This window comes from Halanaerobium sp. MA284_MarDTE_T2 (genome assembly GCF_003337245.1).
GTDB lineage: Bacteria > Bacillota > Halanaerobiia > Halanaerobiales > Halanaerobiaceae > QPJE01.
This window is the reverse complement of the sequence record NZ_QPJE01000041.1, coordinates 1-13508: the sequence shown is the minus strand read 5'-3', so window position 1 is coordinate 13508 and position 13508 is coordinate 1. Positions and strand designations below refer to the sequence as shown.

At 34.3% G+C, this 13508-nt stretch carries 11 protein-coding genes; all 11 read right to left on the bottom strand.

Features of this window, described 5'->3' with window-relative positions; translation table 11 throughout:
• Positions 1–524: 524 nt before the first annotated feature.
• The 11 genes from DFR78_RS11290 to DFR78_RS11240 all read right to left on the bottom strand — a co-directional run bounded on the left by DFR78_RS11290 (position 525) and on the right by DFR78_RS11240 (position 13384).
• The gene (locus DFR78_RS11290) at positions 525–1679 is read right to left on the bottom strand and encodes a D-alanyl-D-alanine carboxypeptidase family protein (protein ID WP_114458935.1); all 1155 of its coding nucleotides are present in this window, start codon (positions 1677–1679) and stop codon (positions 525–527) included.
• Between the two features lie 12 nt (positions 1680–1691).
• Positions 1692–2486 carry a nucleoside triphosphate pyrophosphohydrolase gene (gene mazG / locus DFR78_RS11285; RefSeq protein ID WP_114458934.1) on the bottom strand — a complete coding sequence of 265 codons (795 nt, stop codon included), beginning with the start codon at positions 2484–2486 and terminating at the stop codon, positions 1692–1694.
• On the bottom strand, positions 2479–4116 hold the full coding sequence (locus DFR78_RS11280) for a polysaccharide biosynthesis protein (RefSeq protein WP_199505619.1): 1638 nt from the start codon (positions 4114–4116) through the stop codon (positions 2479–2481). The genes mazG and DFR78_RS11280 overlap by 8 nt, the downstream gene beginning before the upstream one ends.
• Before the next feature lie 16 nt (positions 4117–4132).
• Positions 4133–7615, bottom strand: a complete 3483-nt coding sequence (mfd, locus tag DFR78_RS11275) for a transcription-repair coupling factor (RefSeq protein WP_114458933.1) — start codon at positions 7613–7615, stop codon at positions 4133–4135.
• A 58-nt stretch (positions 7616–7673) separates the two neighbouring features.
• On the bottom strand, positions 7674–8234 hold the full coding sequence (gene pth, locus DFR78_RS11270) for an aminoacyl-tRNA hydrolase (protein ID WP_114458932.1): 561 nt from the start codon (positions 8232–8234) through the stop codon (positions 7674–7676).
• Between the two features lie 70 nt (positions 8235–8304).
• Entirely contained in the window at positions 8305–8979 is a 675-nt protein-coding gene (locus DFR78_RS11265) for a 50S ribosomal protein L25 (protein ID WP_114458931.1), read from the bottom strand.
• Positions 8980–9116: 137 nt separating this feature from the next.
• Positions 9117–10061, bottom strand: a complete 945-nt coding sequence (locus DFR78_RS11260) for a ribose-phosphate pyrophosphokinase (protein WP_114458930.1) — start codon at positions 10059–10061, stop codon at positions 9117–9119.
• Between the two features lie 17 nt (positions 10062–10078).
• Entirely contained in the window at positions 10079–11434 is a 1356-nt protein-coding gene (glmU, locus tag DFR78_RS11255) for a bifunctional UDP-N-acetylglucosamine diphosphorylase/glucosamine-1-phosphate N-acetyltransferase GlmU (RefSeq protein WP_114458929.1), read from the bottom strand.
• A gap of 1 nt (position 11435) precedes the next feature.
• A complete protein-coding gene (locus DFR78_RS11250) occupies positions 11436–12287 on the bottom strand; it encodes a hypothetical protein (protein ID WP_114458928.1) in 852 nt (283 codons plus the stop codon).
• A gap of 198 nt (positions 12288–12485) precedes the next feature.
• Positions 12486–12755: a SpoVG family protein gene (locus DFR78_RS11245; protein ID WP_114458927.1), complete on the bottom strand. Its 270-nt coding sequence runs from the start codon at positions 12753–12755 to the stop codon at positions 12486–12488.
• A 101-nt stretch (positions 12756–12856) separates the two neighbouring features.
• Complete coding sequence (locus tag DFR78_RS11240; RefSeq protein ID WP_114458926.1) at positions 12857–13384, bottom strand: ECF transporter S component; 528 nt, start codon at positions 13382–13384, stop codon at positions 12857–12859.
• Between the last annotated feature and the right edge of the window lie 124 nt (positions 13385–13508).

The following is a 13508-nucleotide window of genomic DNA, read 5'->3' as shown; positions in this document are numbered from 1 at the left end:
CAAAATGGATGGTGCCTTGCTAGGACATTGAGTCCGTCGCGCACCTTCTTCTATAGTACAAAATGGATGGTGCCTTGCTAGGACATTGAGTCCGTCGCGCACCTTCTTCTATAGTACAAAATGGATGGTGCCTTGCTAGGACATTGAGTCCGTTTTTGTCACCTGTTTTTCTCGGCGACATTTAATATCTTATCACCCCTTTATCTTTATGTCAAGGGCTGATTTTAATTTTTTTAGCCACTGTTTTTTTATTATACTTCTTTTTAGCGACATTTATTATCATACCATGCTATCTCTTCTTTGTCAAGGGATCTCTAACTAGAAATTTTAAAAAATCTCAGAACAAATAATTTAAATTTCCTGACAGCATTTAGTATACTAACATTATATTAACGTGCTGTCAAGAAAAAAATAAAAATAAGATTTTTTTGAATATTATATTTATACATGCTATAATTTTTGAAGACTTATTTTACATAAAAAAATTCCTGTCTTTACAGGAATTTTTTTTATCACTATCAGATTCAATTAAAAAAACCAGTAATAAATCCAATTAAACCTCTCCAGCTTCTTACAATAAAGTTAGCCCTTTTCACAGTTTCAGCAGCAATAACATCCACTTCACCAATAATATTGTCGTTTTGATAAACTGTAAGTGTACCGATTTTTTCTCCCTTATTCACAGGTGCAGTTAATTCATCTACTTTAACTTCCTGATGCAGAGAATTTTCCTGACCTTTTTGAATCATAACATAAAAGTTTTCTGCCACTTCTCCTTCAATAACCTTTTTAGCTCCACCAGGAAGCCGTATATTCTGAATCTTATCTCCCTTTTTAGCCATCTGTTTTTTAGAAAAACTATTGAATCCATAATCGAGCAATCTTATTGTAGCTTCTTCTCTTTCTAATTGTGATTCACCTTTTAAAACCACAGATATTAATCTACTGTCACCTTTTTTCGCTGTTGCAACAAGACAGTATCCTGCCTCATCAGTATGTCCAGTTTTTAATCCATCCATACTGGGATATGATTTAATAAGTTTATTGGTATTAACCAGCATTGCTTCTCTATTTGGAAGCTGAATATGATCCACCCATATTGATGCCCATTCTAAAACCTGATCATATTTTACAAGTTCTCTGGCCATAATTGAAATATCTTCTGCTGTTGAATAATGCTCTCCAGATGGATCAGGAAGTCCAGTTGAATTTACAAAGTTGGTGTCATCCATTCCGAGCTGTTTAGCTTTTTCATTCATCATTGAAATAAAATTGCTGTAAGTTCCTGCAATAGCTTCTCCAACTGCTACACTTGCATCATTAGCAGATGCTATAGTAACTGCTTTTAGTAGATCGGACATTTTGACTCTTGTATTAGCAGCTAAAAATATTTGGGATCCTCCCATAGATTCAGCAAATCTACTTATTGTAACTTCATCGTCAAGAGAGATTGTCCCTTCTTCAATTTTTTCCATTGCTATTAATAAAGTCATTATTTTTGTTATACTTGCAGGAGGCAGCTTTTCATTAATGTTTTTTTCAAAAAGATGCTGACCTGTTTCTGCTTCTATTAGAATAGCAGATTCTAAACTCACATCAAAAGCCTCTACTGATGGAATTACAGTAAGTAATACTGCTAATAAGATTATAAATGTAGTTAATTTTTTATGTAATCTCAATTTTTCTCCTCCTCAAATTTTTTTGGCCTTATCCCAAAGTTTATCAAGTTCTTCTAATGAATAATCATTTATATTTCCCTTATTTAAATTTATCTGCTCTTCAATATATTTAAATCTGCTTTTGAACTTTAAAATAGTTTTCAAAAGTGATATTTCTGGATTAATATTTTTAAATCGGGCTAGATTAACAACAGAAAACAGCAGATCGCCTATCTCTTCTTCTAATTTATTTTTCTCATTTTTATATAGTGCTGCTTTAGTTTCTTCTAATTCTTCTTCTATTTTTTCGATCACTAAATTAATATCATTCCAATCAAAGCCAACTTCTGCAGCAATTTCCTGGATTTCAAATGACTGATTAAGAGCTGTCTGCCCCTGATTTAAATCTTCCATCAATGAATTATTGTTTGATTCTTTTTCCGCTTTTTTTATTTCTTCCCATTTAATAAGAACTTCTTCTGCATTTTCTACATCAGTATCTGCAAAAACATGGGGGTGCCTTCTTATTAGTTTTTCCCTTAAAATCCTGCTTACATCGCCCAAATCAAAGTCACCAATTTCATGAGCAATTTGTGCCTGAAATATTACCTGAAGCAGTAGATCTCCCAGCTCTTCTTTTAATGCTTCAATATTCTTTTCCTCCAGAGCTTCAACAACCTCATATGCTTCCTCAATTATATTTTCTTTAAGAGAATAATAATCCTGCTCCCTATCCCAGGGACATCCATCCGGTCCCCGCAAAATTTCCATAACTTCTACAAGTTTTTTAACTTCATATAAAATTTTATTTTCAATACTTTTATCCATTCTTTTCACCTACCAGTCCAAGTTGTTTTAATCTTTCAGCTATCTTTTTACCTATTACAGGTATCACTGCAATGTCATTATACTTGATTTCCTTCAATATTAAAAGAGTGATAAAATAAATAACTGCTGCTGCACCGATGATTATAAATGTAGAAATCTGATATGAAAGGTAAATACTCTGACCTGCAAGGAGCATTTTTAAAAATGGAAAAAACAATTTAACAAATGCTGACATAATTAGAACTGAGAAAAGCGGTTTTAAAATTAGTTCAGAAAAATTAATTCTAAAGCCGGTTTCTTTTTTTACAGAAAATAAATTTAAAAGCGCTGCAACTGCAAATCCAGTAGTGGTACCCAGTGCTGCACCACGAATCCCAAATTCAGGTATGGCCGTTAAAGTATAATTAATAATACCATTAACACATGCCCCTATAAGCAGGTTTTTTGCCGGTACTGATGTGCGGCCTATACCATTTAAAATTCCCGAAGTGGTCTGCTGTAGTGCTATAAAAAATACTCCCCATGCAACAAAACGCAGTGGAACTGCTGCACCAATTTCCGAAAAAACAATATCTGTAATGGGTTCTGCCATTAAAAATAAACCGGCTGAAGCAGGTAGAGAAATTAAAACAGCCAGCCTCAAAGCAGTCTGGGTTCTCTTTCTGATAAGCAAATTATCCTGAAGAGAATATGCCTCTGAAATGGCTGGAACCAGGCTAGCTGCCATTGAAACAGTAATAATTGTTGGAAAATTAACCAGAGGCATAGCAACAGCTGAAAGCATACCATATAATGTCGTTGCCTCTTCAACAGCAAAGCCGACAGTTTGAAGGCGATTTGGAACAAAAATTAAATCTACCAGATTCATCAGCGGTAAAACCAGTGCTCCCAAAGTAATAGGAATACCCAGCCGGGAAATATCTTTTACAATACTCATTGAATTGACTGATGTCTTATCTATACCAGAATCTAAAAACGAAAATATTTTTCGTCTTCGTCTGTAATATATAAAAATAAGTACTAATAGTCCAGCAGCTGCTCCAGTCACAGCACCAAAACTTGCCCCTGCTGCTGCAATGTTAAGACCATATTTAACAAGAACTAAAACTAGAGTTATCATGGTAAACATTCTAATAAACTGCTCTATAATTTGAGATAATGCTGTAGGAACCATATCCTGCATTCCCTGAAAAAAGCCTCTATATGCAGCCATAATCGATACAACAAATATAGCAGGCGAAATAGCTAAAACTGCATAATATGATCGTGGATCAAGTGAAAGCAGGTTAATAAGCGGTCTGGCAAGTACAGCCATAATAATTGATACAACTAGGCCAATAACAAAACTCATTCGTCTTGCTACAATAAATATTCTGTATGCTTCTTTTTTTCTGTCAGATGCTATTCTATCTGCAATCAATTTTGCAAGAGCAATTGGTATACCTGATCTAGATACAACAAGTAAAATTGTATAAATTGGATAGGCCATCTGATACAGACCCATTCCTTCGGCTCCAATTATACGTGTTAAAATAACTCTATAAACAAAACCCATTACTCTTGCCAGCAGGCCTGCTCCTGTTAAAATTACAGCTCCTTTAATAAAACTGCGGCCACCTTTTTTAGTCATAAGCTACACCCTTTTCCTAATCCAGATCTATATTCTGAAAATCTTTCAGCATTTTTAATAAAATCCTATCAACCTCTCTGTCAGTAGAAATTTTAAGTATCAGCTGAGGATTTTTTGCTGCTTTGATTTTTACTTTTCTTCTGTATAAATTGCTGAATTCCACCAGCTGGGTTCCATTTACAGAATCAGCATCTCGAAATTTACAGCTTACAACTTTACCTTCCTGTTTTATTTGGATAATATTGATTTTTTTTGCTATAATTTTAAGCCTGGCTACATTTATTAACCGCATTACTTCCACAGCTGGTTCTCCAAATCGATCTATTAATTCATCAATTACTTCTAGTGCCTGCTGTTCTGATTTTATGCTGCGAATTTTTTTATAAATTTCAATTTTGCGCGCTTCATATTTTATATAATCATCAGGAATATATGCATCAATATTTAAATCAATTTCTACTTCTGAACCTTGGTCCTTTTCCTGACCTTTAAGCTCTTCTATTGTTCCTTCAAGCAGTTTTGTATAAAGTGAAAACCCTACTGCAGCTATATGCCCACTCTGTTCTGGCCCCAGAAGATTACCGGCTCCTCTTATTTCTAAATCTCTCATTGCAATTTTAAAACCAGATCCAAGAGTTGAAAATTCTTTTATTGCCTGAAGTCTTTTTTCTGCAATTTCAGGCAATATCCGCTCTTTTTCGTATAAGAGATATGCATAAGCAATTCTATCTGTTCTGCCTACTCGTCCGCGCAGCTGATAAAGCTGTGACAACCCCATTTTATCAGCATGATTGATTATTATCGTATTTACATTAGGAATATCTAAACCAGTCTCAATTATAGTTGTACAGACTAAAATATCAAATTGATGATGGTAAAAATCATACATTATTTTTTCCAGCCGTTTTTCGTTCATCTGACCGTGAGCAACAGCTATTTTTGCATCTGGTACGATTTTCTGCAGTTTTCCAGCTATTTTCTCTATCTCTTCTACTCTATTGTGAACAAAATATATTTGACCTGATCTTGCCATCTCTCTTCGAACAGCTTCTGCTACCAGTTCTCTATTACCTTCTTTGATGAATGTTCTAATAGGATATCTGTTTTCTGGCGGAGTTTCAATAAGGCTCATATCTCTGACTCCCACCAGAGCCATATGCAGTGTTCTTGGTATAGGAGTTGCAGTCAGTGTTAAAACATCTACATTTCGTTTTAAATCCTTAAGCTTTTCTTTGTGGGTTACACCAAATCGCTGTTCTTCATCTATAATGAGAAGTCCCAGATCATTAAATATAACATCTCCAGAAAGTATGCGGTGTGTTCCAATAAGTATATCAATCTCACCTCTACTCACCTTTTTGAGGATTTCTCTCTGTTCAGCAGCTGTTTTAAATCTACTAATCATTTCAACTTTAACCGGATATTCGGAAATTCTTTCTTCAAAAGTATTATAATGCTGCTGAGCCAATATAGTAGTTGGCACAAGCACTGCAGTTTGTTTGCTGTCAAGTGCAGCTTTAAATGCGGCTCGAATAGCAACTTCTGTTTTTCCATATCCTACATCTCCACAGAGAAGACGATCCATAGGGCGATCTGATTCCATATCACTTTTTACATCTTTTATTGCCTGCTGCTGGTCTGGAGTTTCTTCATAGGGAAATGATTCCTCAAATTCCTGCTGCCATATTTTATCTTCCGAAAACGAATAACCTTTTAGAGTTTCCCTTTCTGCATAAAGTTCTAAAAGTCCAACAGCCATTTCTTTGACAGAATTCTTTACCTTCTGCTTTACCCTTTTCCAGTCACTGCTTCCCAGTTTATAAAGTTTAGGAGTTCCTCCTTCAGCACCAATATATTTCTGTACAAGATGAATCTGATCTGTTGGTACATATAGTTTATCTTCTCCAGCATATTTTACAACAAGATAGTCTTTATGCTGGCCCTGAATTTCCAGAGTTTCGACACCTAAATATTTTCCAATTCCGTGATTTTCATGTACAACATAATCACCATTTTTTAGATCATTAAGTGCAGATATTTCAACTCCATCTTCAAAATCCCCAATTTTTCTCTTTCTTTTCTGTTTGTTGCCCAGAACCTCTTTTTCGCTAAAAACAGCCAGTTTTATGTCTTTAAATATAAAACCTTCAGAAAAACTGTTAGGAAGTACTAAAATTTCAAAATCATCTTCTTTATCGGAAATTTCCAGACCTTTTTTCTGTAAAAATTTACTAATCCGCCGTTTTTTGGAAGCAGAATTTAAAGTTATTAAAATTTTATATTTTTTCTTTCTATACTCTTTTATTTTATCAGCAAAAAGTTCTAATTGGGAATGAAAATTTTCTACTGATTTAGTATTAAAATTAATGCCTGAACTTGCTTCATCAAAATCTGATAAAATATTTATTGTTTTATTAGCTGATATTTTTTCTTCTATATCCAAATTAGAAATAAAATTATCTATATAGCTCGGCAGTATAACACCCTGCTCAACAAGCCTGCTGTGATTATCTAAAACTTCATTATAGAAGTTTTCTGCACTTTGTTTAAACTTTTTAGGTCTTAAAACAAAAAGTATATTTTCGTCCAGATAATCGAAAAGATCAGATGATAAATTATAATAATAGGGTAAAAACTGTTCACATCCCGGAAAACGCTGTTTTTCCTGTAAATTTTCCAACATTTTTTTGCCCTTTTTGCGCAGATATTCCGCCTCTTCCTTGAGTCCTCTTTTCTCCAGGTTACTTACTGCAGCAGAATAATCTCTTTTAACTGCAGGAACTGCTCTTTTTATCTCCTCTTTCCCAGTAATTATATTTGCAAATGGTGGTATAATAAGGCTGTCAACTCTGCCAATCGATCTCTGAGCCGATGGATCAACCATACGAATAGAGTCAACTTCATCACCAAAAAGTTCAATTCTAAAAGAATTTTCATTTAATAGAGTAAATATGTCGATAATTCCGCCTCTAATACTGTACTGCCCGGGAGCCTCTACCATTTCCTCACGCTTATAGCCCAGTTCAAAAAGTCTTTTTTGAAGTTTTTGTAAATTGATTTCTTTTTCAGGCTCGACTGTAACACTACTCCCAATAAATCTTGTTTTAGGCGGTAGTTTTCTCATAATAGAAGCTGCTGAAGCAAGAATTATTTTTGCATTTTTTGAATATCCAAATGTTAGTTCTGTGAGCACTTTAGTTCTTTCACTCAAAGTAGTTAAATCAGGCATCAGCTGCTCATGTGGTAAAATTTCCTCATCAGAAAAAACAAGAATTTTATCCTCATCAACCATTCTGAGCAAATCTTCATGAATTCTCTGCATTGAATAGTTATCAGGCACTAATAACACAACATCCTTTTTTATATTATGTAAAAAATTTCCTAAAAAATAAGAAACCCTGCTTCCAGATAAGCCTGAAACATTTAAATTATTTTTTCCTGCTTTTTTTATAATATGTGTAAATTTTTTATTATTTTTTAATAATTGACTAAAATGCATAATATTAAACTCCTTAATGAAATGGAAAAAGAGCCCCTACACAAAATGTACGGGCTTGCTAATTATTATATTTATTCATTGCTGTATCAATATTTTCCTTGATCATACATTCAACTGCAAGCACTGATCTTGCTATTATTTCATCCAAAAATTCTTTTTCCTCACTGCTGAATTTGCTTAATACATAATCAGGTACCGATATTTTTTCCGGAGGTCTACCAATTCCTACTTTGAGTCTGCAAAATTCATCGGTCCCCAGCCTCTGTATAATCGATTTTATTCCATTATGACCACCGGCTCCACCATTTTTCTTAAATCTTATTTTTCCAAAATCAAGATCCAGATCATCATGGACGACAAGTAAATCTTCACTTTCTATATCAAAATATTTTATCAGCTTCATTATTGGCTGTCCACTTCTATTCATATATTTCATTGGCTGAAAAACAATTACTTTTTCCGAGCCTAATCTAAAATCACCATAAAGACCATCAAATTTATAACTGCTCTTTTTTACTCCATTTCTTCGGGCAAGTTCTGCAGTAATTTGAAATCCAATATTATGTCGGGTATAAAAATACTCTTCTCCGGGGTTACCCAGACCTACAACTACCTTCACTTTTTCCAAACCTCCGAATATTTTAGTAAAGTGCAGTCCACCAAGAACCGCACTTTAATTCCATATCGTTTTATTCTTCCACTTCTTCCAATTTTTCTTCTACTTCTTCGCCTTCTTCAACTTCTTCGCCTTCTTCTCCAATCACTTCTGGCTCGAGGAATTCTTCTTCCTCTTCTTCCTCTTCTTCAATAATTTCTGTAGGTGCAACAACTGTTACAATTACTTCATCAGAATCAGTAACAATTTCTACTCCTTCAGAAACTTCCAGATCAGCCACTGATAATGAACTTGCCATCTCAAGTTCAGAAATATCAAGTGTAATCTCAGAAGGTATTTCTGCAGGAAGTGCTGAAATCTCCACTTCACGCAGCAGCTGCTGTAATACTCCACCATTATGAACCCCTTTTGCCACACCTTCTAAATTAAGTGGTACAGAAACTGTAATCTTTTCATCCATGGAAATGAATTGAAAATCAACATGGAGAAGATGTCCTTTTATAACATCTTTCTGATAATCTTTAATAATTACCGTTGCTTCATCTGATTCATCTCCAACTAATGTTAAATCCAAGATAGCATTGGAATGAAGAATTTTTTCGATTTTGCCTGGATCCAGTTTAATAGATTTAGGTTTTTTACCCTGACCATAAACTACACCAGGAATCAATCCCTCTTTCCTTATTTTGCGTGCAGCTCCTTTTCCGGTTTCATTTCTCACGTCTGCTTTAATAGAATGTCTCTCCATGACTATCCTCTCCTTGCATAAATTAAATTTTAAGCCAGTTTCTATTCTCAACTGACAAGATTTCTAATAAATAAACAGAACAAACTTTATTATAACATCAATAATATCCCTGAGCAAGTATTAAAACAAGATAACTATTAAAAAAGTATACTAACTGATAAATCTTTAAAAATTCTGTCTATAGCCTCTCCGAGTAGTGGTGCAACAGACAGTACTTCCAGATTATCAAGTTCATATTTTTCTTTCGGCTTTATAGTATTTGTTACGATGATCTTATTAATAGGAGCATTTTTAAGTCTGCCAACCGCAGGACCAGAAAATAAAGCATGTGTTCCACATGCATAAACTTCATTTGCCCCTCTATCTTTAAGAATTTCTGCTGCAGCTGTTATAGTACCGGCAGTATCAATAATATCATCCAGCAGAATTACATTTTTACCTTCAACCTCACCAATAACATTCATAACTTCCGCTACATTAGGCTTAGGACGCCTTTTGTCAATAATAGCCATTGGGATATTTAATCCTTCAGCAAAAGATCTTACTCTCTTTACTGAACCCACATCTGGAGCAACTGCAATAGTATCTGACAGATCATGTTCTTGAAAATAATCCTTCATAATAGGTGCTGCATAAAGGTGGTCCACTGGAATATCAAAAAATCCCTGAATTTGTGATGCATGAAAATCAATTGACAGAACTCTGCGTGCTCCAGCAGTTGTAAGCAGGTTTGCCACAAGTTTTGCTGTAATTGGATCTCTGGGTTTTGCTTTTCGATCCTGACGAGCATAACCATAATAAGGCATTACTGCTGTAATCCTTCTGGCGGACGCCCTTCTTAAGGCATCAATTATTACTAAAAGTTCCATTAAATTTTCATTAACAGGTGGACTGGTGGGCTGAACCACAAAAACATCTGCCCCTCTTACCGTTTCATATATTCTTACTCTAATCTCACCATCTTTAAATCTGGTAACATCACTATTTACAAGTTCTGTGCCCAGATAGTCACAGAGATCCTGAGCAAGCTGAGGATGAGAATTGCCTGCAAAAATTTTCAGTTGTTCACTGTAAGTTGACATTTTGAAACCTCCTAAAATTAATCCTGCTTCTTTTTATATACACGAGCCGGTACTCCAATTACAGTGGTATCAGCTTCTACATCTTTTGTTACCACAGAACCAGCACCAGTCTTTGCACCTGATCCAATTTTTAGAGGAGCAACCAAAACAGAATTACTGCCTATAAAAGCATCATCTTCCACTTTAGTTTTATGTTTATTTTTGCCATCATAATTTGCAAATATAGTACCCGCTCCTATATTACAGCGCTCTCCAATTTCAGCATCTCCTACATAAGAAAGATGCGGAACTTTTGATGTATCTCCAACAACAGCTTTCTTCATTTCAACAAAATCTCCGACCTTACATCCAGAACCAATTCTACAGCCAGGTCGTAAATAAGCAAAGGGGCCAACTTTTGTATTATCATCAACAGAACTTTCCTTTATAATAGAGTGTGAAAGGAGTTCAACATTTTCTCCGATTTTTGCAGATACCAAACGTGAATGAGGTCCAATAATACTGTTTTTTCCGATTTTTGTAGAACCTTCTAAATATGTAAAGGGATAAACAATAGTATCTTTTCCTATTTCAACTTCAGAATCTATATATGTATTATCTGGATCTATAATTGTAACTCCATTATCCATGTGTTTTTCTATGGTCCTCTTCCGCAAAATTTTTTCTGCTCGCACAAGGTGAAATCTGGTATTAACACCCAGGATTTCTTCTGGATCATCTATTTTATATGTTATTATTTTTTTATTTTTTTGAGAAGCATATTCTACAGCATCAGTCAAATAATATTCTCCCTGTGCATTATTATTATTCATATTTTTTAAAAAATCAGCAAGCAATTCACTATCAAAACAGTAAACCCCACTGTTAATTTCTGTAATTTTTCTGGTCTCAAAATCAGCATCATCTTCCTCTACCACTTCTTTAACCATATTAGAACTGTTCTTTACTATCCTTCCATACCCTGCTGGGTCATCAAGTTCTGCAGTCATAATAGTTAAATCAGAATAACTATTTTTATGTTCTTCAATAAATAACTGTACAGTTTCTGACCTAAGCAGTGGAATATCTCCATAAAGAACAACAACAGGTCCAGAATGTTTTTCAATATAGCTTTCTGCCTGTTTAACAGCATGTCCTGTTCCCAGCTGTTTGTTCTGAACAACATAATTAATACTGCTGCCATTTACTTCATTTTTTACTTCATCTTTTTGATGACCTACAACACAAACAATTTCTGTCTTCAGACTATCCAAAGCTGATATAACATGTTTGAGCATAGCTTTACCCGCAACTTTATGCAAAACCTTTATTTTGTCAGATTTCATTCTTGTACCTTTACCGGCGGCCAGTATAACTGTTAAAAGTTCTGACATATCAATAGCTCCTTTCATCTTCAAAAGAAAACTTTACTTTATCTAAATTTAAAATTTCTCTATTTTCCTCTTTAATAATATTATCTATTTTGAAATTAAATTCTTTTGCCTGAAATTCTCCATACATAATAAAATGTCTTATTAATAAAGTAAAAAGTGCATCTTTGATACCATATCCAGCAAGGATAGAAAGATCAGAATAAGCTGTATCAAGATCAGGTGCATTATGTGAGAACATCCTTGCAGCTGCCTTATTTAAACCTGCCCCTCCAATAATATTAGCCAGATTACTGTAATACATTAAATCCATTGTATCATCATAATGATATATTTCTGGTATTCTTCTTGCTGCAGCTGTTTCTAATATGGATATATCAGAATTGAAATTATGTCCCACAATCACCTCAGGCTTATATTTATTTATAATCGTTCTCAAAATATCAACACCTTCTTCCGGGCTAACAGAAGGTGCCAATTTTTTATTTGTAAAAATAATACCCGCCTTTTTTATAGAATTTTTTTTCATTATTATATATTGAATCATATCCAGTTTGCTTTTATAATATTCAGTATCAACTGCCATCACCAGCTCTGCATCCGGCTTTTTGCTCCAGAAAGGGCTGGGCTGAAAAGTAACCATCTCATTATATACACTATCCAGGGAAAAAAGCTGTTCTATCAATTCAGATTGTCTCTGAACCCCAATTAATTTAGCTAAATCTGACCTTGGAGCTGCTTTAAACTTTTTTTCTGTTGGATATCTCCGCATAACTCTCTTTAATCTTTTGCCGCGGCCTAATATTAAAGCCAGTTTAAATTTATAAAGGTCACTTGCCATTACATATGGTTCCATTTATTATTATCCCTCAAATCTATTATTAAAGACATACCGGCATTATTATACCATTATAAGTTCTTTAATCGTAAGAAGTATAACAGAGAAAAATGCTTTTGTCAAGATTGCTGAGATTTATAGAAAAGATTTACGCTTTTTAAACCTTTTTAAAAGGAAAACACTGCCTGATCAGGCAGTGTTTGAAAAAATTATATATTACTGAGCATTTGCCAGTTCATTTGAGAATTTATCCATTACAGCACTTTCCATACTATCTCTTAATTTGGTAGAAATGGGGAAACACACATCCTGAAAATCACCATTTCTTTTCCTCCGAGATGGCATAGAAAGAAAAGTCCCGTTTTTCCCGTCAATAACTTTCATATCTCTTATTACTAAAGAATCATCAAAAGTTATTGAAGCATAGGCCTTAATAAGGCTGTCACTTATATCTACAGGAAAAACTCTAACATCAGTAATTTTCATTTGACTTCACCACCTTTTGTAATTATTTGGTAATTGCTGCTTATATTATACCTCCAAATAATGGTAAAGTCAAGTATATTTTACAATTAATTGTAAATAATTTACTTTTTAAAATAATTATCAAGGTGTCTGGAAAGAGGTAGAGAAAGAACCCCTCCGATCAACATCTGTGCAAAATCAATACCAATTTCTGGGAGAACCACAGCCCAGCTCAGCAAAAAACCTTTTGCAACTGCATATCCCAGAATCATTATATTTCCACCCAGTATGATGGCAAATACTTTTTTTTCAAAAGAAAAACCCTGTCCGATTTTTCCAACCACCCATCCCTCTAATCCCTTAATTAGGAAAGTAAATGGTGACCAAATAGAATAGCCAAGAATAATATCCATCAAAGCAGAACCTGCTGCACCAGCAATACCACCTGCTTTTGCTCCAAATGTTAATGCTATAGTATAAATCGCAACTTCGCCCAGATTAAAATATGAACTGCTGGGACCTGGTATATGAAGATATGTCGCTACTGATGTAAAGGCAATAAATAATGCCAGAAAAGAAAGTGATCTTGTATCAATACTATTTAATTTTAAATTTTTGAGATGTTCGCGGATATTATCCTGATTATCCATATTTTGACCCTCCTCGGGGCAAGCCCACGAGGATTCCTGCTTCTTAGAAGTGGTAACCCACCATCTCCACAGGCTTAAAATCCTGTTAGCCCAACAGTATATCCTCTAACTTGCCTTTTGTATT

What these genes read in the sequence shown, in the direction of transcription:
- DFR78_RS11240 (WP_114458926.1), bottom strand. Translation starts at nt 13,384, where the DNA reads ATGGATAATCAGGATAATATCCGCGAACATCTCAAAAATTTAAAATTA.
- mazG (WP_114458934.1), bottom strand. Translation starts at nt 2,486, where the DNA reads ATGGATAAAAGTATTGAAAATAAAATTTTATATGAAGTTAAAAAACTT.
- DFR78_RS11260 (WP_114458930.1), bottom strand. Translation starts at nt 10,061, where the DNA reads ATGTCAACTTACAGTGAACAACTGAAAATTTTTGCAGGCAATTCTCAT.
- glmU (WP_114458929.1), bottom strand. Translation starts at nt 11,434, where the DNA reads ATGTCAGAACTTTTAACAGTTATACTGGCCGCCGGTAAAGGTACAAGA.
- DFR78_RS11280 (WP_199505619.1), bottom strand. Translation starts at nt 4,116, where the DNA reads ATGACTAAAAAAGGTGGCCGCAGTTTTATTAAAGGAGCTGTAATTTTA.
- DFR78_RS11250 (WP_114458928.1), bottom strand. Translation starts at nt 12,287, where the DNA reads ATGGAACCATATGTAATGGCAAGTGACCTTTATAAATTTAAACTGGCT.
- DFR78_RS11265 (WP_114458931.1), bottom strand. Translation starts at nt 8,979, where the DNA reads ATGGAGAGACATTCTATTAAAGCAGACGTGAGAAATGAAACCGGAAAA.
- DFR78_RS11245 (WP_114458927.1), bottom strand. Translation starts at nt 12,755, where the DNA reads ATGAAAATTACTGATGTTAGAGTTTTTCCTGTAGATATAAGTGACAGC.
- mfd (WP_114458933.1), bottom strand. Translation starts at nt 7,615, where the DNA reads ATGCATTTTAGTCAATTATTAAAAAATAATAAAAAATTTACACATATT.